The sequence below is a fragment of the Candidatus Midichloria mitochondrii IricVA genome, from assembly GCF_000219355.1.
In the GTDB taxonomy this organism is placed as follows: domain Bacteria; phylum Pseudomonadota; class Alphaproteobacteria; order Rickettsiales; family Midichloriaceae; genus Midichloria; species Midichloria mitochondrii.
In genome coordinates this window covers 923,128-941,488 of the sequence record NC_015722.1, presented here as the reverse complement: position 1 = coordinate 941,488, position 18,361 = coordinate 923,128, and the positions used below count along the sequence as shown (strand labels likewise).

Annotated in this window: 20 protein-coding genes and 2 pseudogenes; 15 read left to right on the top strand and 7 right to left on the bottom strand. The window is 37.1% G+C overall.

Annotated elements, in window-relative coordinates:
* Window positions 1–268: 268 nt before the first annotated feature.
* From MIDI_RS09440 to leuS, 3 genes are all read right to left on the bottom strand, one after another.
* A complete protein-coding gene (locus MIDI_RS09440) occupies window positions 269–448 on the bottom strand; it encodes a hypothetical protein (RefSeq protein WP_013951478.1) in 180 nt (59 codons plus the stop codon).
* Window positions 449–609: 161 nt separating this feature from the next.
* The gene (gene ybgF, locus MIDI_RS06425) at window positions 610–1,476 is read right to left on the bottom strand and encodes a tol-pal system protein YbgF (RefSeq protein WP_013951477.1); all 867 of its coding nucleotides are present in this window, start codon (window positions 1,474–1,476) and stop codon (window positions 610–612) included.
* A gap of 27 nt (window positions 1,477–1,503) precedes the next feature.
* Window positions 1,504–4,023, bottom strand: coding sequence for a leucine--tRNA ligase (gene leuS / locus MIDI_RS04905; RefSeq protein ID WP_013951476.1), 2,520 nt, complete (start codon window positions 4,021–4,023; stop codon window positions 1,504–1,506).
* A gap of 623 nt (window positions 4,024–4,646) precedes the next feature.
* Here leuS and MIDI_RS08950 point away from each other — a divergent pair.
* Window positions 4,647–4,787 (top strand): hypothetical protein, encoded by a 141-nt coding sequence (locus tag MIDI_RS08950; protein WP_192805741.1) that lies wholly within the window; start codon window positions 4,647–4,649, stop codon window positions 4,785–4,787.
* 280 nt (window positions 4,788–5,067) lie between these two features.
* Here the strand turns inward: MIDI_RS08950 and MIDI_RS09845 are convergent, their stop codons facing one another.
* A complete protein-coding gene (locus MIDI_RS09845; RefSeq protein WP_272940948.1) occupies window positions 5,068–5,196 on the bottom strand; it encodes a hypothetical protein in 129 nt (42 codons plus the stop codon).
* 536 nt (window positions 5,197–5,732) lie between these two features.
* On the opposite strand from MIDI_RS09845, the gene MIDI_RS06420 reads away from it, so the two are divergent.
* The 6 genes and pseudogenes from MIDI_RS06420 (at window position 5,733) to sdhA (ending at window position 10,235) form a co-directional block, all read left to right on the top strand.
* Window positions 5,733–6,083 (top strand): hypothetical protein, encoded by a 351-nt coding sequence (locus MIDI_RS06420; protein WP_052567721.1) that lies wholly within the window; start codon window positions 5,733–5,735, stop codon window positions 6,081–6,083.
* A gap of 87 nt (window positions 6,084–6,170) precedes the next feature.
* A pseudogene (locus MIDI_RS10010) lies at window positions 6,171–6,486 on the top strand (hypothetical protein); the annotation flags it as partial.
* Window positions 6,478–7,494: a PHA/PHB synthase family protein gene (locus MIDI_RS04890; RefSeq protein WP_013951475.1), complete on the top strand. Its 1,017-nt coding sequence runs from the start codon at window positions 6,478–6,480 to the stop codon at window positions 7,492–7,494. The pseudogene MIDI_RS10010 and the gene MIDI_RS04890, both read left to right, overlap by 9 nt.
* Window positions 7,495–7,607: 113 nt before the next feature.
* The gene (gene sdhC / locus MIDI_RS04885) at window positions 7,608–8,033 is read left to right on the top strand and encodes a succinate dehydrogenase, cytochrome b556 subunit (protein ID WP_041185520.1); all 426 of its coding nucleotides are present in this window, start codon (window positions 7,608–7,610) and stop codon (window positions 8,031–8,033) included.
* Window positions 8,034–8,053: 20 nt separating this feature from the next.
* A complete protein-coding gene (gene sdhD / locus MIDI_RS04880) occupies window positions 8,054–8,425 on the top strand; it encodes a succinate dehydrogenase, hydrophobic membrane anchor protein (RefSeq protein ID WP_013951473.1) in 372 nt (123 codons plus the stop codon).
* A gap of 16 nt (window positions 8,426–8,441) precedes the next feature.
* Entirely contained in the window at window positions 8,442–10,235 is a 1,794-nt protein-coding gene (sdhA, locus tag MIDI_RS04875) for a succinate dehydrogenase flavoprotein subunit (RefSeq protein WP_013951472.1), read from the top strand.
* 134 nt (window positions 10,236–10,369) lie between these two features.
* Here sdhA and MIDI_RS04870 read toward each other — a convergent pair whose 3' ends face one another.
* Window positions 10,370–10,852, bottom strand: a complete 483-nt coding sequence (locus tag MIDI_RS04870) for a hypothetical protein (protein WP_148234163.1) — start codon at window positions 10,850–10,852, stop codon at window positions 10,370–10,372.
* A gap of 468 nt (window positions 10,853–11,320) precedes the next feature.
* On the opposite strand from MIDI_RS04870, the gene MIDI_RS04860 reads away from it, so the two are divergent.
* The 8 genes and pseudogenes from MIDI_RS04860 to MIDI_RS09090 all read left to right on the top strand — a co-directional run bounded on the left by MIDI_RS04860 (window position 11,321) and on the right by MIDI_RS09090 (window position 15,902).
* Window positions 11,321–12,040, top strand: coding sequence for a Bax inhibitor-1/YccA family protein (locus MIDI_RS04860; protein ID WP_013951470.1), 720 nt, complete (start codon window positions 11,321–11,323; stop codon window positions 12,038–12,040).
* Between the two features lie 72 nt (window positions 12,041–12,112).
* Window positions 12,113–12,826 (top strand): pseudouridine synthase, encoded by a 714-nt coding sequence (locus MIDI_RS04855; RefSeq protein ID WP_052567718.1) that lies wholly within the window; start codon window positions 12,113–12,115, stop codon window positions 12,824–12,826.
* A complete protein-coding gene (locus tag MIDI_RS04850) occupies window positions 12,823–13,278 on the top strand; it encodes an SIMPL domain-containing protein (RefSeq protein ID WP_013951468.1) in 456 nt (151 codons plus the stop codon). Before MIDI_RS04855 ends, MIDI_RS04850 begins: the two co-directional genes overlap by 4 nt.
* Window positions 13,253–13,639 carry a hypothetical protein gene (locus MIDI_RS04845; protein ID WP_013951467.1) on the top strand — a complete coding sequence of 129 codons (387 nt, stop codon included), beginning with the start codon at window positions 13,253–13,255 and terminating at the stop codon, window positions 13,637–13,639. Before MIDI_RS04850 ends, MIDI_RS04845 begins: the two co-directional genes overlap by 26 nt.
* Window positions 13,640–13,648: 9 nt before the next feature.
* Entirely contained in the window at window positions 13,649–14,056 is a 408-nt protein-coding gene (gene tsaE, locus MIDI_RS04840; protein WP_013951466.1) for a tRNA (adenosine(37)-N6)-threonylcarbamoyltransferase complex ATPase subunit type 1 TsaE, read from the top strand.
* 3 nt (window positions 14,057–14,059) lie between these two features.
* Window positions 14,060–14,599 (top strand): GTP cyclohydrolase I FolE, encoded by a 540-nt coding sequence (gene folE, locus MIDI_RS04835; RefSeq protein ID WP_013951465.1) that lies wholly within the window; start codon window positions 14,060–14,062, stop codon window positions 14,597–14,599.
* A 329-nt stretch (window positions 14,600–14,928) separates the two neighbouring features.
* The gene (locus tag MIDI_RS09095) at window positions 14,929–15,156 is read left to right on the top strand and encodes an AAA family ATPase (protein ID WP_083809652.1); all 228 of its coding nucleotides are present in this window, start codon (window positions 14,929–14,931) and stop codon (window positions 15,154–15,156) included.
* A 76-nt stretch (window positions 15,157–15,232) separates the two neighbouring features.
* Window positions 15,233–15,902: pseudogene (locus MIDI_RS09090) on the top strand (DUF4143 domain-containing protein).
* Between the two features lie 143 nt (window positions 15,903–16,045).
* Here MIDI_RS09090 and murC read toward each other — a convergent pair.
* Complete coding sequence (murC, locus tag MIDI_RS04820) at window positions 16,046–17,470, bottom strand: UDP-N-acetylmuramate--L-alanine ligase (RefSeq protein ID WP_013951463.1); 1,425 nt, start codon at window positions 17,468–17,470, stop codon at window positions 16,046–16,048.
* Window positions 17,467–18,216: an outer membrane protein assembly factor BamD gene (locus MIDI_RS04815; RefSeq protein ID WP_013951462.1), complete on the bottom strand. Its 750-nt coding sequence runs from the start codon at window positions 18,214–18,216 to the stop codon at window positions 17,467–17,469. The genes murC and MIDI_RS04815 overlap by 4 nt, the downstream gene beginning before the upstream one ends.
* Window positions 18,217–18,361 lie beyond the last annotated feature (145 nt).

Below are 18,361 nucleotides of genomic sequence, written 5' to 3'. Positions count from 1 at the left end.
TTAATTCGAAATTGGGTAACCATACCTAAGGTGGGCCATATTAAAAAAGTAAACGAGCCTGGCAACGGATCGTCCCTTAACATCTTGTTGGAGGCTTTTTAACTCTCCGTTTACTAGAGGTACACTGCGCATATCCACGAAGAATTCTCGGTGGGATTCTCTCTCAAGTTAGATTAGATTTACTGTCGTAGCTGGTTTGTTTTTGACATGGACCGTCTCGTAAGCTTTGCTCGCCAAGGGGCAAACGGCGTGAGATACTTTTCTTGCTTTAGCTATATTTTAAAAACCCTTCTGCGGTTAGTCTGATACAATGTGAAGGTCGATAATTAGAACTAGATTTTTGGGGGGCAAAATCTCCATTTAAGTCTCGCCTTGAACCGCTCCTTCCCATTACAGCAATGACATTAGTAGGTACCGTAAACGAAACGATTTTTTTAAAAGGCGGCATTCATTGAAGTGTTTCTTTTAGCTCGGCCGGCCGCCCAAAGTGTATAACCCACTCTTCTTTTGATAATCATTAGGCGCTAAAAATATAAAATTATTGGTATTTGGCTAAAGGGGCATACAGACGAGCTATAGGACCATGATTTGTCAAGGACCATCTTTGCGCTAATTGCATACCGCATCTTTTGCCAGTTGGTTCGCACTTCTTTTTATTGAAATTGATATATTAGGGAATTCTTTATTCAATTTTGCAATCGTTACACAGCATTCTTGACGCTTCCCAAGCTTAAATAAAGATTCCGCTAATTTCAATAAGTTATCAGGAGCCCTGCCGCTAGTTGCTCCGACTTGGTAGCCTTTTAAGTATTCAACAGCTGCTTTATCATATTCTTGCTTATTAGTATAAACCTCTCCAATCCAGTAATGCGCTGACCCTATTAAAGTATTATTGGGGTTATTTTTGATAAATTTTTCAAAAGCGTCCCCAGCTCCATCAAAATTTTTTTCTCTTAGCAAATAATAAGCATTTCTAAATTGCTCCTCAGGAGTAGTTAATCCTTTATCAACATTTACTTGAGTACTTGGATCTGGCCTATTTTCTATTTCGTTTAGTTGCGACTCAACCCTGTCTATAATTTGAGCATTTTCTCTCTTTTCTTTGATAGGGCCCTCTAAATCTGCAAGCCTGTGCTCAACATCAGAGGTGATTTTCAACATTCTATCATTAATTTGATTAATCTCTTGCTTAATATTTTCTAGATCAGATCTTATAGATTTAAATTGTTCGCCAATTTCGTCAACATTTATATGATTTTCAACGTTTCCAGAGCCCTGAGAGCCAGCCAATTGAGAGGAACTTAAATTGTAAACATATTTTTGTAATACGTTGAGCCCCTTTTCTATGGAATCAAGTCTGGCGGCCATTGCTCCTTCTGAAATCTGGGCCTTGGTTATATCAACAGGAGATGCAGCGTGCAACTCCAAGCAGCTTAAAAAAAGAGAAGAAAAAGCTAAAAATTTAATTCTTTGCATCGTTTAGTACCACCTAAGCGTAATAAGCTATATATAAACTATATTGATGATTTTATTTGGGATGTATATCACTTTTTTTATATTTTTATCATTTAAAAAATTTCTTATATTTTGCAGCTCTAACGAAAGCCTCTCCACCTCTTTTTGGGTAGTATCTTTTGGCACTTCAATTGTTGAACGAAGCTTACCATTAGTCTGTATTGCAATAGTCACTGTATCTTCCTTAATCAGGCTTAAATCTGGCGCTGGCCAAGGATAAGGAGCAAGCATAGTACCACAACCCAAAGTAGACCATAGTTCCTCAGTTAAATGTGGCGCAATTGGATTTAAAAGTCTAGTTAAAATTTTCACTCCTTCTTTTTTTATAGTAGAAGATATATCGCTACTATAGAGAGCATTTGTAAGCTCTCTCAAGCGAGCAATAGCTTTGTTAAAGTGAAAATTTTCGAAATCAGTGCTAACAGATTGAATTGTTTTGTGTATTAAACTTAAAACTCCTTCATCGTCTTTACCATTTTTATTTTCATCCAAGGTATCGAAAACAAGCTTAGCTACCCTCTGTAAATATTTATTACATCCTTCCACTCCTGCTTCGGTCCATTCCAAATCTTTTTCAGGGGGGGAGTCAGAAAGTACGAATAACCGTATTGTATCAGCGCCATATTTATCTAAAATCCGGTCTGGCTCAACAACATTTTTTTTAGACTTACTCATTTTTTCAATACGCCCAACGGTCACAGGAGCACCGTTTGCTCTTTCTATAGTACCTGCTTGAGTTTTTAAGACTTCTTCTGGGTATAACCAATTGTTGTTCTGGTCCTTATAAGTCTCGTGATTGATCATTCCTTGGGTTAACAGGTTAGTAAATGGTTCGTCTATATTTAGGTAACCAAGCTTCTTTAAGGCGCGAGTGAAGAAACGAGCATATAATAAATGCATTACGGCATGTTCTATTCCACCTATATACTGATCCACTGGTCCCCAGTAATCGATCTCGTCCTTTTCAAAAGGAGATGAAGAGTTGGGAGAGCAATACCGTAAAAAATACCAAGAAGATTCGAAAAATGTATCGAATGTATCTGTTTCTCTCAAGGCATCTTTTCCGCATTGTGGGCAGGCTACAAATTTCCAGGTTGGATGATGATCAAGAGGATTGCCAGGTTTATCAAATTGAACGTCTTCAGGCAGCACCACTGGTAGATCTTTTTCTGGGACTGGGAGGGTGCCGCAATTATTACAATAAATTATAGGGATAGGGCAGCCCCAATAACGTTGTCTTGATATCCCCCAATCTTTCAGTCTATAGGTTGTTTTTCCTACTCCTATTTTATTGTTTTCAAGGGATTTTATGATGACTTTTTTTGCTTCAGCAATGGACAGATCATTTAAGAAGTCTGAGTTCAACATAGTGCCGTCATCTACAAAAGGAGCTTGCATTATATCTACTTCAATGTCTTCTAAAGGTTTTACTACTTGCCTGATTGGTAAATTATATTTAACTGCAAACTCATGATCTCTTGAGTCGTGAGCTGGACATCCAAAAATTGCGCCTGTGCCGTAGTCAGATAATACGAAGTTTGTTATAAAAATTGGTAATTTAATAGCAGCATCAAAAGGATGAATCGCTTTTATTCCGGTATCTAGGCCTAATTTTTCAGCTTTCTCAAGAGCGTCTTCGGGGGCACTAATCTTTTTACATTCCTCCAAAAATAATGACAACTCTGGAGTTTCATCCATATTTTCAATCAAAGGATGATCAAAAGCTACCCCGATAAACGTAGCTCCGAAGAGGGTTTCTGGTCTGGTTGTGAATATTCTAATTTTACTTCCGGTATCTGTTTTGAAATCAACTTCAGCTCCTTCAGATTTATTAATCCAATTTGTTTGCATTAATCTAACTTTTTCTGGCCAGCCTTTTAGTTGTTCTAAACCAGACAATAAGTCTTCAGCAAAATCAGTAATCTTCAAAAACCATTGTTTTAGTTTTTTACGTTTAACAACAGCTCCAGATCGCCACCCCCGCCCGTCAATGACTTGTTCATTAGCTAAGACAGTTTGATCAATTGGATCCCAATTAACGATTCCTTCTTTTTGATAAGCAAAGCCTTGATTGTAAAAATCAATAAAGAATTTTTGTTCATGTTTATAGTAGTCTGGGGAGCAAGTTGCTATTTCCCTATTCCAATCATAAGAAAAACCCATTGGAAGTAGTTGATTTTTCATGCTAGCAATATTCTCCATGGTCCACTGCTTCGGCGCCACCTTATTTTGCATTGCTGCATTCTCAGCAGGTAAGCCAAACGCATCCCAGCCTAATTGGTGTAACACATTAAAACCTAAGGATTTTTGGATTCTAGCTATTACATCTCCTATAGTGTAATTCCTCAAATGCCCCATATGAATCCGTCCAGATGGGTAAGGAAGCATTTCTAAGATATATTTTTTAGGCTTTGATCGATCTACTTGAGCTTCAAAAACCTTTTTTTCTGACCATATTTTTTGCCATTTTTGTTCTATTTTTTTATGATTGTAGATTTTCTGTTCCATTCAATCTTTAGGAAAGCATTAGCACTCACTAGGTCTCTTTATGTACTATAATTGTACCGAAAAGTCCAATTATTCTCCCAAGGTCAAGGCGCGGTCAATAAGGCTAACCCTCATATAAATCAAATCCACTGTGAAGGGTAAGATCTCTTAAAGCTTCTTATTAAACTGAAAGCTCCGTTAGCACAGTACCCGAGCGAAACTCCCAATCGGCCTACAGCTTAGTATCGACAACCTCAGTATTTTGGCACCAGCCCTGCCTATGCTATATACGCAAACTAACCCCTTAATTGCTTTATGTAGCTATAAGACAAATCTAGCAACAAGATGCGAAGAATTACTTACTTCTTGCTCCTTGATTCAGAAGATTTGTTAGATCTGCCTGCTTTATTCAAGGCGATAACAACAGCTTGCTTCTGCGGATATCCTTCCTTCCTAATCTTGGCTATGTTACCACTTACTGTCTTTTTGCTGGCTTCCCAGATTTAATAGGCATAATAACCTCCTTAACGATTGAACACATATGTATGCCACCAAAAAACAGTAGCAAAGTAAATAGTTAATGCGGCACTTAATCGGCATTGCCTAATATTTATAGATAGAAGTTTCAAATCCAGCAAATGCCTATGGAAGAAGAGGGTAAGAGTAGCGCAAAGCATCCTCAGGAATTTGCTATAGCGCTCTGTTCTCCGATTAAAACTAGCTGGATAATGCCTCTTAAAGAATTCTTTGATTCTACAAATGAGGTCTCAGCTTTTGTTTTGTGATGGTGCGTGGAGATTTTATAGTATTCATAAACGCTGTAATCATCTGTACATGCTCATTTATAACGTTCCTCAAAGCCTAAATGCCAGGTTCAGGTGGGTTGCCTTGCTTCCGTCACCTACTTCAAAATCAATAATTTCACCCGCTCCTCTATCAACAGCAATCCATATAAAGGTGTACTCCCACTTCCATTCTTTGGTCTTTTTTTATATATGTGCACAGCTCCTCAATCTCTAGGACCTCGATATCCTTAAGTGACTTTGTGCTGTTGCAAGCTCTTATCTAACTTTTCTTGCACATAGCGTCCCCCCGTCCTTCGATCCATGAAGATATTTGGCTGTTATGGATTCCAGTCAGTCTCTCTATCATCCTAATCCCGCAGTCCTCAAGGTTAGGTTTTAAGTCTATCATTCATAGTGTATTCTGCCGCTTATCACCTTCTCGGTAATTCTTTTTGCAATTCTTGCACCCTATTACCTCTTGCTGTCCCTATACCACGCCATTCTTCACCTGCTCGCTGGAGCCGCAATATTTACACTTGATTGTCATTTCCTACTCCCGTTTTACTGCGAAGATATCAACACCCTCTTATTGCTGTCTATAATTACTAGGCATTGCCTATATGAGTGACCTTAGCAGATCAGCTGACTTATCTATATTTATCACAAAACATAATTCTTCAATGGGGGTTCTTACTAAAGAATGCCACTTTTTCTGTCTTGCTTCAGCTCATAGAGCACAGAAATACTTCTTGTATTTATGGAGAGATATTATTATTACAGTGGGAAATGTGTAACGCCCTGATGTATAGGGATTTTGGTGACGGCTTCAGTGAATTTCTTGTTTTCACTTTTTTAAAAAAATTAATAATACTTTTATTGTTATTGACCAATAAAAAACTCGCCGTTACTCTGGACCAAATACAATATTTATAAGTAGGTTAAGTCATGCAGTTACTCAATAATTTGCCATATGATTGGGAGTTACTTTCCGAAAATATTCGTTTAGCTCATCAAAAATATTCAGAAAGCTTTGCACTGCTACCTTCTCTTTCTTCCAAAATGATCGAAGAATTAAAAATTAAACCTACTTTTGATCCAATTACTTTGATAAAAGTTTTTGGTCAGACGATAGTGGATTCTATGAAGCCAGAAAAATTAGTGGCCTACATACAACAACTGGGCACTTGGTCGTCACTATCAAATCCTATGTTTATAAATTATTTTAATGCCTCTAACGTAAAAGATAAAAGATTTAAAGATAGTGAATGGTTAACTCATCCATTTTTTCATCGATAAAGGATTACTACTTACAAAGTAGCGAAGTGATGAAAAATTTCGTGGAAGCAATACCTGTAGATTAATTTAAAAAATAAGCATAAATTATTGTTTTATACTAAACAGTTAGTAGATGCCTTAGCCCCGGTAAATTTTCCATTTTTAAATCCTGAAGTTATAAGAGAAACTATGAATAGCCATGGTCAAAACCTTATTAATGGAGCGGAAAATTTCCTAGAAGATATCAAAAGAGGCTGTGAAACTGGAAAGTTTCTGATACCAACCACAGATTTAGATGGTTTCTCGGTTGGAGAAACTCTCGCAATCACTCCAGGTCAAGTAGTTTTTGAGAATGAATTGTTCCAGTTAATACAAGCCAAGCACAAAAGAGGTGTTTAAAAGCCCTATTCTTATTATGCCTGCGTGGATAAACAAATATTACATATTAGACTTACAGCCGCATAATTCCTTGGTAAAATGGATAGTTGATCAAGGCTATACTGTCTTTATGATCTCGTGGATTAACCCAGATGCTACATTTTCTAATAAATCTTTTGAGGATTACATGATAACAGGAGTTCTGACCGCAATTGAAAAAGCAAAAGAGATAAATAAAGCAGAGAGCCTAAGCTGTATGGGATATTGCTCAGGAGGCACGATGCTAGCAGTAACTCTCGCTTATTTAGCTGCCCAAGATAAACTGCACAATTATGTTAATTCTGCCACATTTTTGACTACTCTAGTTGATTTTAAAGAAGCAGGGGATGTAGCTACTTTTATTGATGAGCAACAATTAGAGCTACTTGACAGCATAATGAGAAATGCTGGCTATCTAGATGGCTACTATATGGCGCTTTGTTTTAGTATACTAAGGTCTAGTGATATGATTTGGAGCTATTATACAAGTAATTATCTACTAGGCAAAAAACCCCAAGCATTTGATATATTGCACTGGAACTCAGACTCGACAAGAATGCCCTATTCTATGCATTCCTATTACTTACGCAAGCTTTACCTAGAAAACTCTTTAAGTAAGGCAGGAAGTATCGTAATTAATGGCGTCGGAATAGATCTGTCAAAAATTGATATTCCAACTTATGTATTGGCTGCAAAAGAAGATCACTATAGCGCCTTGGCAATCAGTTTATTTAACATCCAATATGGTAAAAACTGTTTTGTATTAGGAGGCTCAGGGCATGTCGCTGGGATAATCAACCCTCCGAATAAAAGTAAATATTCTTATCGAATAAACGAAAGTCAGTACCTAGATCCTGAGGAGTGGTTCAGAACTTCCAAAGAAATAGCTGGATCTTGGTGGCCTCATTGGTTGAATTGGGCCTCTGCTCTAAATAATGAAAAAATACCACTCCGGCAAATAGATAAGAAAAGTATTATAGAAAAAGCTCCAGGACGATATGTTAAGATAAAATGAGACGACCTTGGGCTTCTTTTTCCAACGCAGGGTGTGTGATTTTTCTTGCAACCACAATTAAAAGTAGTACCATAACAGGATATTATTTTCGGTTTATAATGTAGAATTTTACTATGAGTAACAAAAGGCCTTTATCACCACATCTTACAGTATATAGAATGCAAATTACTTCAGCGCTTTCTATACTGCATAGGGTAAGCGGGTTGTTTCTTTTTATAGGCTTCTTAATATTATTATGGTGGCTTATTTACTGCATTCATAATTATGGCTATAGCGCTTCCGAAATCCTTTGCATCACAAGTTTTATAGTGGAAATAAGAGAAGATATGATTTTCTCTATTTTTAAGCATACCTTTGGAAAATCTATCTTAATTATTTGGAGTTATAGTTTATTTTACCACATGTTGGCTGGAGTGCGGCATTTAATATGGGATGCAGGTTTGGGCTTTAAAATGAAACAAGTCTATTTATCTGGATGGTCCGCGGTTATCACTTCTCTCGTGATGTGGGCTTTGGTTTGGGTTTCACTATTGTCTTAGTTTAATTTATTGGGATTCGTATGTCTAATTTATCTTCAAAATCAGCAGTAAATCATTATATAACTCAACGTTTAACTGCAATTGTGTTGATACCTATTGCTGTGTGGTTTATTGTAGTGGTATTTAAGATTTCTAAAGCAGACTCTTTAGCAGAGCTTGGCGAGCGGTTGTTATCTCCTTTTAATATGATAACTGCAATTTTATTTGTAATTGCTGCTCTTTACCATGGCCTTTTAGGCATTAAAGAAATAGTTACGGATTATGTCCATTGTTCGACATTAAAGAAGGTGTTGGTTTCATCATTAGTCTTAGTAACGATTATCTCTGCAATTGCGGGGATTTTCTCGCTTGTTTATTTTTTTATCATGTTAAAAATATTCTTTCCTTGTTAATTTTGCTATTTGGTTTATGAGTTTAGCATATAATATTATTGATCATGAATATGATGTTGTGGTTGTTGGAGCTGGAGGGGCTGGACTACGAGCCACATTTGGCATGGCCGAAAAGGGGTTGAAGACTGCGTGCGTTACTAAGGTTTTTCCAACTAGGAGTCATACTGTGGCGGCGCAAGGTGGTATTAGTGCGGCACTTGGCAATATGGGAGAAGATGACTGGCGTTGGCATATGCATGATACGGTAAAAGGATCAGATTGGCTTGGCGACCAAGATGCAATAGAATATATGTGTAAAAATGCTAAGGATGCCATTATTGAGCTAGAACATTATGGAGTGCCTTTCTCAAGAACCAAAGAGGGAAAAATATACCAAAGACCATTTGGCGGAATGACCACCCATTATGGAGAAGGAAAAGCTGCGCAAAGAACGTGTGCGGCAGCTGATAGGACGGGTCATGCAATATTGCATACCCTTTATCAACAGTCTTTAAGAGCGCAAGCAGAATTTTTTATTGAGTATTTCTGCTTAGACCTCATTATGGATGAGGGAAGGTGTGTGGGAGTGATCGCATATTGTTTAGAAGATGGTACACTACATAGGTTCAAATCGCATATTGTAGTTATTGCAACAGGAGGCTATGGAAGAGTATATTTTTCAGCAACTTCAGCCCACACCTGTACTGGTGATGGGAATGCAATGGTTTTAAGAGCTGGACTTGCACTTGAAGATATGGAATTCGTGCAGTTTCATCCAACTGGGATATATGGATCTGGGTGCTTAATCACCGAAGGTGCAAGAGGTGAAGGTGGCTATTTAATTAACAGTAATGGCGAACGATTCATGGAAAAGTATGCACCAACTGCTAAGGACCTTGCCTCTAGAGATGTGGTGAGCCGCGCCATGACAATTGAAATAAAAGAAGGTAGAGGCTGTGGACCTAAGAAAGATCATATACACCTCGTATTGTCGCATCTTGATCCAGAAATTATCCATGAACGGTTGCCAGGTATTTCTGAAACAGCGAAGATTTTTGCAGGTGTCGACCTGACTAAACAACCGATACCAGTGCTTCCAACAGTTCACTATAATATGGGTGGAGTACCAACTAATTATCATGGCGAAGTTCTTGCTAAAACGGGAAAGAAATTTGAACCAGTTCCAGGACTAATGGCTATAGGAGAAGCTGCGTGTGTATCAGTGCACGGGGCAAATAGGCTTGGATCAAATTCGCTGCTTGATTTAATTGTATTTGGACGAGCAGCAGCTATCAAAGCTGTAGAGCTGCTGAGGCACTCAAGCAAAACTCATGAAAAATTGAAGCCGAATTTAACAGAGAAAACTATTCAGCACTTTGATAAAATCAGGCATGCTAATGGCAAATTACCGGCTGCTGAGATACGTGCACATATGCAAGAAGTAATGCAAACCTATGCTGCAGTTTTTAGAACTGAAGAGACACTTAAATTAGGCTGTGAAAAAATGAAAGTAGTTTTCGATTCCTATTCGGATGTTGCAATAACTGATCGATCCCTGATATGGAATAGTGATTTAGTTGAAGCTTTAGAGCTGGATAGCTTGAGATTACAAGCATTGGTTACCATAAATGCCGCATTAAATCGCCAAGAAAGCCGGGGTGCACACGCAAGGGAAGATTATAAAGAGCGGGATGATGAAAATTGGATGAAGCACACTCTAATTAGCTTAGATACTGGGACAGGAAAAGTTAAAATAGACTATAAGCCCGTTACTCTTGAAACCTTAAGTGATGAGGTAAAATCAGTTCCTCCTAAGAAAAGAGTATACTAGATTTTTGTATATCTAAGTGGCTATGATTTGACTGGTTAATACCTAGGCCTTACTCAAATCTTTTAGTTATAGAACTGATTTATGCTTTCATTGTAAAGCTTAGCCCGACACTTTAGTTATTCCGCTATATACTCTTATCTACTCGTTCCCTTATTTTCTTGTTTTAGGACAGCTTGGCCTTGTTCCGGCTTATCTGGCGCTTTGGCAGAGTAATTGATTGCAACAACAAGATCTTGACTTACGGCAGAGACTAAAGAAGCGAGCTCTGGTTTAGAACTCCGTTGTTGTTCTTGCGGTCCTTGATCTTTGTTGTTGGTTTTTTCTTGCTCTTGGGTATTTGCTTTTGCAGTTTTTCCCTGGAAAATATTATTTATTGTTGCTGCTGTACCGCTCACTAGTTGTTGCAAATTTTCCATAATCTTCTTAAAAGCCCCAGTGATATTTTCAATAAAATTATCTATGAACTGTGCGAAATTATCAAGCAGGCCCTTTTTTTGCTCCTGGGTTGGTTGCTGGTTCATGTTTTGAGTGTTGCTGTGTTCAGCTTTCTGTAGAGTATTTTCAACATTCGCATTATGAAATTTACTTTTCTTGTCGTCTGGAAGAGCATCAAGCAAGTGATTAACGAATTCACGGGCGTGGGGCCTCTAAGTTCTGGGCTTTTATCAAAAGCTTGAATTAGGGCTGTTTCATACCTCGCAATGAGTGAGGAATTATCGCTGTTTAGGCTAAGTGATACATAATGGCTAAATTCTTGTAAATTTGGGAATTCGCCGCTAATATTCTTTTGCTCACAAAACTTGTTTACAGTATAAGCTATATCCCTTGCAGCTATTTTTTTAGAATTTTCATCTTTCATCTTTATATTTATACCCTTTTAAATTAAATGTAATATAACCATTATTATGTATAATAGTGAGTTCGGCAATAGGGATTTGCACCTTTAAATTGTGGGCCGCACCCTTTGGTTGAGGTGGCTGCGGAAGTAAAGGAGTACTTGTTTTTTATTTTCCTTAAGGACCTTGCAAATTTTAATGAAGAGATATATACTGGTGCTACAATTCAAAATTAATTGGGTATGTATCATGAATTATGGTAAAATGGGTGCTAACAGCTTCACGACGACCAGGGTCGGCGTTTTGGACGCTGGGTTGCGCTCTTATATGGTTGCGGTTTACAAGCATATGTCAATTGCACTAGGTTTAACTGGTTTGATCGCATTTTTGGTGTCATCTTCTCCGGGGCTTACGAATCTAATCTTTGGTAGTTCTTTAAGGTGGGTTGTTATCTTTGCTCCCCTGGGGATGGCGGTTTTTATGAATACGAGATTTGTATATATGAGTAGTGAGGGAGCGCGTATATCCTTATGGGTCTATTCAGCTCTGATGGGAGTCTCTATGGCTTCATTGTTTTGGCTCTATACTGGTGCCAGTATTGCTAGGACTTTCTTTATTACTGCTTCTGCTTTTGGGGCCATGAGCATTTATGGTTATGCTACAAAAAAAGATTTATCAGCAATGAGCTCTTTATTCATGATGGGCCTTATTGGTATTATAATTGCATCCTTTGTTAACTTGTTCATGCAAAGCAATGCGATGTCCTTTATTATTTCGATAGTTGGAGTTGGTGTATTCTCCTTCTTAACTGCTTATGAAACTCAGAGATTAAAAAGCATATATTATCAAATTGCCAATGATTCATCCGCGGCTGAAAAAATTGCTGTATTCGGTGCTTTAGGCCTCTATATGGATTTTATAAATTTATTTATTAGCTTCTTGCACTTCTTTGGTGAGAGACGTAATTAAAACAGCTCATTAGACAAATCAAAATCCCAATTACGAAAGTAGTTGGGATTTTTTCTTTTTTGATATTTTGTTGTGAAGTATAGACTAGCCAAATTTATTTCCCATTCTGGGTACTGCTCAAGAAGAAAAGCAGAAGAATTAATACTAAGCGGCCGGGTTTCAGTTAATAATGAAATTATAGTAAATTGTGCAACTTTAGTCGAGCCTCAAGACAGAGTTTTGACCGCAGATCAAGAAATTAGCCTTATTAATCAACCTAGATTGTGGATTTATAATAAACCAAAAGGCATTATTACTACCAATAATGATCCGCAAAATAGGTCAACTGTATTTTCCCAGCTGCCCCCAAATTTACCACGAGTTATATCAATCGGTAGACTTGATTATAACACCGAGGGGCTCTTATTGTTAACCAATAGTCCAATACTTGCACATCATTTAGAAAGTCCACATCTTGGCCTTATCAGGAAGTATAAGTGTCGTATCTTTGGGCATTTATCTGCTAGCCATATAAAGCAACTTGCGGAAGGGATAGTTATAAATAAAATTAAATACCGTAGTATAAAAGTTGAATTATTGAAAAAACAAGGCAATAATTCTTGGATCATGGTTTCACTTACTGAAGGAAAGAACCGAGAAATACGGTCGGTAATGGAGCGCTTCGGCTTCCAAGTCAATAGATTGATCAGGTTAGAATATGGGAAATTTTGCTTGAATGACTTAGCAAAAAATTCAATAATAGAGGTCGACCCAAAACTTTTTGAGGAATACCTTACAAGCAAATGAAAAGGACAAAAGATATCGAGTATAGTGCTGATCATAAAAAGTGGGGCAGTAGGTGTGGCACCATAATAGCAGCATTTGCTATGATATTGACTAGCTCGATTATAATAAGAAATGGTTTAATTAATACACAAAAAAACCAAGAATCGGTCTCAGTCAAGGGTCTGGCTGAAAGAGTTGTAAGGGCAGATTCTGCAATTTGGGTTATTCCAATTAGTGAGACCGGAGATGACCTCGAATCTGTTAAAGACAAAATTGATATAGATGTAAGAAAGATTTTTGCCTATCTTAAAAAATATGATATTGAGGACAATGAAATAGAGCAAGACATCATGCGGGTGTATGATAAGTTGGCGCAAAGATTTTATGATGAACATAATAAAGCTAAGCGCTTCTCTATCGATCATCAATTGATAATAAAGAGCTCTAATGTGGAAGCTGTACACGAGGGCTAGCAAAAATATAAATGAGTTATTGAAAGAGGGCGTAACCCTTTCTTATGATGGCTATAACAGTTCTTATTCCCCAAGATATTTATTTACAAAGCTAAATGAAGTAAAACCAGAGATGTCATCTGAGGCAATGCAAGAAGCTCAAAAGGCCGCGGAGCAATTACTTAAGCCTTCAAATAGTAGAGTAGGAGGTATAAAATATGCCTCCCAGGGCGCCTTTGGTATATACTCTAGAGAAGCAACAGCGAGCGGTGCGGGCATTGACCCACGCGCCGGATATGGTCAATATAGCAGCAATGAAGCTTGTTTTATAGAAAAAGTACTGAGAGTTGTTGCAAGCGTTGACTACTATATAGAAAAATAAATCTGTGCGATGATAAAATGTACTTTATCGGAAGTGCAAGATGTCGCTATCACGTTAGCGAAAAAAGTAAAAAGAGGTACAGTGGTATGTCTGTTTGGTAATTTGGGGGCAGGCAAGACTACCTTTTCTAAAGCGTTGATAAAAGAGCTAACTGGTAATGAAGAAGCAACCAGTCCAACATTTAATATTATACAAACTTATGAGGGCAAAAATAATCATGTCTCTCATTTTGATTTGTATAGGATAAAAAATTTAGAAGAGCTGAATTATATAGGACTAAATGAAGCTTTGGATTCTAGTATTTCTATCATAGAATGGCCTGAAATTGCAGCAAATATGTTGCCAAGTGATGCGATAAAGGTGTATATCAACTTTACTGATGCACCGGATCAAAGAATAATAAATATCTCTTATTAAATTATGAATAAAAAAGTTACTAAAAACGATGCGCTTGAAGCAATTAAAACTATTTTGAAATGGATAGGAGAGGATCCAACAAGAGAAGGTTTAATGGAGACTCCTATGCGTGTAGTTGAAAGCTACGAGGAGTATTTTAGTGGCTATAAACAAGATCCAAAGGAAATATTAAACGTTTCCTTCTCAGAAATCGCTGATTATAAAGAAGTTGTTGTTTTGAAAGATATAAGATTTGAGTCATTTTGCGAACACCATATGGCGCCCATTATAGGAGTCGTGCATATTGCTTACCTGCCCAATAAAAAGGTAGTAGGAATTAGTAAATTAGCTAGATTGGTTGAAGTATTTTCGAAAAGGCTGCAAATCCAAGAAAGAATGACAGCTCAAATTGCTCATGCTATTTTTAATGAATTAGAGGCCAAGGGGGTTGGCGTGATAGTTGAAGCAGAGCACCACTGTATGACTACAAGGGGGGTTTATAATACTTCCTCAAAAATGCGTACCCAAAGCTTTTTGGGAGAGTTAAAGACTGTTGATATATAAAAAGAAAGCTATAGTGCTGTGGACTTTAGTGTGTATAAATTTAACAGTTGAAAAGATATATACTAGGAATATGATCCAAATATATACGATATTTTAGGATGGTATTCTTTGGCTTTAATTAAGAGTTACCTTGAAATTGAATTACCCCAGGGTCCAATCGTGTTTTCTCTGGGGCACAAGAAAAACCGGAAAATCAACATACTTACATGAGAAATTTAAAAATGGGTTGTTTATTGATCTATTAGACTCGCGAGTTTTTCAACAGTATATAAAAAAACCCAAGCCGACTTGAAGGTGAACTACTAGCCCATCCCAATAAGACGGTTGTTATCATAGATGAGGTACAGAAAATTCCTGCGTTATTAGATGGAGTACATCGTTTAATAGAGCTGTACCCTGGTAAACAGTTTGTGTTATGTGGTTCAAGCGCTAGAAGATTAAAGGCTACCGGTGCAAATTTACTGGGAGGGAAGAGCTTGGGCGGTTTCTGTTTCTACCATTTTATTACGCAGAACTTAAGGAGCTCAATTGGCAGAGAATTTTCAATAATGGCTTAATACCGAACCATTATCTGGCAAAAACTCAAGTTCAAAAGAGCTTATCCTGCGTATATTTGATTACATTTTACCCGAAGTGCGATCTGAGGCTAACCTAAGGAAAAGAGATAATTTCGCAAGATTTTTGGATATTCTTGGGTGTTGTCATGGCAAGATTATTAATCATAGCGATATAGCGAGAGATACAGGGGTAGATAGTAAAACAGTGCGCGCGCTTTATTTTGAAATTCTAGTTGATATGTATTTAGGGTATTATATAGCGCCCTACAGTAAACACTCGAATAAGGCAAGTTATATCACACATGCCAAAATTTTATCTATTTGATATAGGAATAGCTAATTACCTAAGACGTTATGAATACCGAGATATGATTGGAGAAGAAGCAAGCAGAGCGTTTGAGCACTACTTTTTACTTGAACTTATGGCTTATCGAGCTTTCTCTGACAAAAGAGAAGAGATAAGCTTTTGGTGTACAAAAGAAGGCTATGAAGTCGACTTTGTATTTCAAAATCATGCATTTGAAGTGAAGATTTCTACTCCTATTCAAAAGAGAGACTTAAAGGGTTTGTTGGAGTTTTCAAAAGAACACTTGCATCAATTGCATGTTATTAGCATGGAGCCAAGAAAGAGACTGATGCATATAGATAATAAAGAAATAACAAGTTTGGCCAATTCAAGAATTTCTGGAGCAAATGTGGTCTCACCAGGTTTTATAGCTGGCAATATATATACCTCTAGTAAATGAAGAGTTACTTCGCTTGCTAATAGGCCAGAAGGCGGGGCATTTTCAGTTGCAAACTCGCTTTATCTAGCTTTCTTGGTGCACATCTACTTATCAACAGTGAAAGAATTATACAAGTGCAAGAGGAATAGCTATAAGCTCGCTTTCTATTCCAGGCTGTTCGAGGCTACTAGTTTATAGGCCCATTTGGTAATATCACCTGCTCCTATCGTAACTACTATATCATTTGGCTTGGCAATTTTTTGTAGCATAGGTTTTAACTCATCGTACTGGCGGCAAATTCCAATAACTTCTTTGCTATTATGCGTAATTTTGTCTCTTAAACTTTCTGAATTAACATTTTCTATTTTTGTTTCCCCAGCTCCATATACTTCGGTCAATATTACAAAATCAGCATCGGCGAAAGAGGCTGCGAATTCGTCCATAAGTTTAAGAAGTCTACTATAGCGATGGGGCTGCATCACAGCTATTACATTACCGGATCGCATTTTTGCTATACGCCTTGCAACGGAAAGAGTAGCTTGAATTTCTGCTGGATGATGGGCATAGTCATCTACTATCATAACTCCGTCAACTATTCCTACTTTAGTAAAGCGTCTCTTAACTCCCCCAAAATTTTTTAAGCTCTCTCTAATTTTATCAATACTAATACCCAAAGCTAAGCCAATTCCTAAGGCTGCAAGTGCATTATAAACGTTGTGTTGTCCGTATAACGACAAAAACAAATTTTTTTCTTGTAATGATTTAACAGAAAATTTTTCCGCAAAGGTTTGGCTAAAGACTAAATTAAATTTTGTACCATTTTCAGTAACCTCAATATTACTAGCCCTTATGCCGGCCTCAGTATTAATTGCATAAGTTATTATATTAGAATTATTAATATCTTTAGAAAGTCTAGACAATTTCAAATGATCGTTGCATATAAAACAAAAACCCGTATCAATTGTCTTTAAGATAAATTTTTTATAGCTTGCTTGCATTCGCTCAGTGGAGCCATAATAATCTAAATGTTCTGCGTCCATATTAGTAACTACCGCTAAATCAGAGGGGAGGACTAAAAAACTTCCATCCGATTCATCAGACTCTATAACAGCTAAATTGCCAGTGCTAGTCAAGACATTGCTAGAAAATCGCTTCATAAAAGCGCCGTTTACTATGATTGGACTCAAGCCTGCTTCAAAGCAAATTGCTCCAGTAAGCGCGGTTGTTGTTGATTTTCCATGAGTTCCAGTAATGGCAACTGTTTTAAGGCCCTTTAGTATTTCAGCCAGAGCCTCAGCTCGATGAAGGACTTTAAGGGAACGCTTTTTGGCTTCAACCACTTCAATATGATCATCCTTAATTGCTGTTGATCTTATTATAAGTGAGGCATCTTTAAGGTTATCTGGGCTATGGCCGATTGTTGCTTCTACCCCAATTTTTTTAAGATGTTCAGTAATATAAGTTTCGCTTACGTCAGAACCTTGGACTTTTACTCCGCCTTTGGAAAGAATTTCTGCTATAGCGCTCATGCCTATGCCGCCGATTCCTATTAAGTGAACTTTGTGATTATAAAAATGCTTGAGGTTCATTTTGTTTTTTGCATCAAATCGTAGGCCTTCTTATACCATGGCGAGCTTGGGTAATTATAACCTAAGACCGCCGCATACATTTTAGCATCCTTTTTGATTCCCATTTTATAATATATTTCAGTCATTCTATATAGTGCTTCTTCTATAAAGATGGTATCGTTGTAATCTTTTACAATTGCTCTATAACGGATTAATGCTGGGATTAGTTTTCCTTGATTTTGATAAAGAGCAGCGATAGCCATCTCTTTTCCAGCTATTGCATTATAGGTATAGAGCCTTTTCTGTTTGGCATCTTCAACGTATTTAGAGTAAGGGTATTTAATGATCAATTCTTCAAGAGCTTCTTTAGCTTTGATAGTTTGTTTTTGATCACGCTCAACGTCAACTATTTGATCATATTCGCACAGTGCTTTCATATAATACATATAATCTACGTTTGGGTGGGCTGGATATTTTTTAATAAAATCCTCAGCAGCAAAAATGGCATCTATTAATTCGCCTTTTAAGTAAAAAGCATAACTTTTCATCATATTTGATTTCACTGCAAATTCTGAGGCAGGAAAATCTCTATCAATAGCATCAAAGTTCTTGATTGCTTGTCCAAAATCTTCCTTTTGAATTAGGACCAGTGATCCTTCATATAAAGCCTTTGGATCTGTGACAATAACTTGTTTATCATGGTGACTACATCCTTGTATTACTAAAATAAAAAAGAAAATAGCACCTTTGCCTTTAAACCGTTTCATCTTTGTTTTGAATTATAACCGCAAATTTTAGTTTCTTTATCATACCTAAAACTATACTAAATCCAATAAATAATTAAGTATCAATATATCCTAATTTTGAATCCTCTGATCTTCCTGGTGCGCATAGTAGAGTACTATACTGTAG

Excerpts from the sequence above, each read along its gene's own strand:
- MIDI_RS09440 (WP_013951478.1), bottom strand. The coding sequence starts at position 448 with ATGCCGCCTTTTAAAAAAATCGTTTCGTTTACGGTACCTACTAATGTC.
- ybgF (WP_013951477.1), bottom strand. The coding sequence starts at position 1,476 with ATGCAAAGAATTAAATTTTTAGCTTTTTCTTCTCTTTTTTTAAGCTGC.
- leuS (WP_013951476.1), bottom strand. The coding sequence starts at position 4,023 with ATGGAACAGAAAATCTACAATCATAAAAAAATAGAACAAAAATGGCAA.
- MIDI_RS08950 (WP_192805741.1), top strand. The coding sequence starts at position 4,647 with ATGGAAGAAGAGGGTAAGAGTAGCGCAAAGCATCCTCAGGAATTTGCT.
- MIDI_RS09845 (WP_272940948.1), bottom strand. The coding sequence starts at position 5,196 with ATGATAGACTTAAAACCTAACCTTGAGGACTGCGGGATTAGGATGATA.
- MIDI_RS06420 (WP_052567721.1), top strand. The coding sequence starts at position 5,733 with ATGCAGTTACTCAATAATTTGCCATATGATTGGGAGTTACTTTCCGAA.
- MIDI_RS04890 (WP_013951475.1), top strand. The coding sequence starts at position 6,478 with ATGCCTGCGTGGATAAACAAATATTACATATTAGACTTACAGCCGCAT.
- sdhC (WP_041185520.1), top strand. The coding sequence starts at position 7,608 with ATGAGTAACAAAAGGCCTTTATCACCACATCTTACAGTATATAGAATG.
- sdhD (WP_013951473.1), top strand. The coding sequence starts at position 8,054 with ATGTCTAATTTATCTTCAAAATCAGCAGTAAATCATTATATAACTCAA.
- sdhA (WP_013951472.1), top strand. The coding sequence starts at position 8,442 with ATGAGTTTAGCATATAATATTATTGATCATGAATATGATGTTGTGGTT.
- MIDI_RS04860 (WP_013951470.1), top strand. The coding sequence starts at position 11,321 with ATGAATTATGGTAAAATGGGTGCTAACAGCTTCACGACGACCAGGGTC.
- MIDI_RS04850 (WP_013951468.1), top strand. The coding sequence starts at position 12,823 with ATGAAAAGGACAAAAGATATCGAGTATAGTGCTGATCATAAAAAGTGG.
- MIDI_RS04845 (WP_013951467.1), top strand. The coding sequence starts at position 13,253 with ATGTGGAAGCTGTACACGAGGGCTAGCAAAAATATAAATGAGTTATTG.
- tsaE (WP_013951466.1), top strand. The coding sequence starts at position 13,649 with ATGATAAAATGTACTTTATCGGAAGTGCAAGATGTCGCTATCACGTTA.
- folE (WP_013951465.1), top strand. The coding sequence starts at position 14,060 with ATGAATAAAAAAGTTACTAAAAACGATGCGCTTGAAGCAATTAAAACT.
- murC (WP_013951463.1), bottom strand. The coding sequence starts at position 17,470 with ATGAACCTCAAGCATTTTTATAATCACAAAGTTCACTTAATAGGAATC.
- MIDI_RS04815 (WP_013951462.1), bottom strand. The coding sequence starts at position 18,216 with ATGAAACGGTTTAAAGGCAAAGGTGCTATTTTCTTTTTTATTTTAGTA.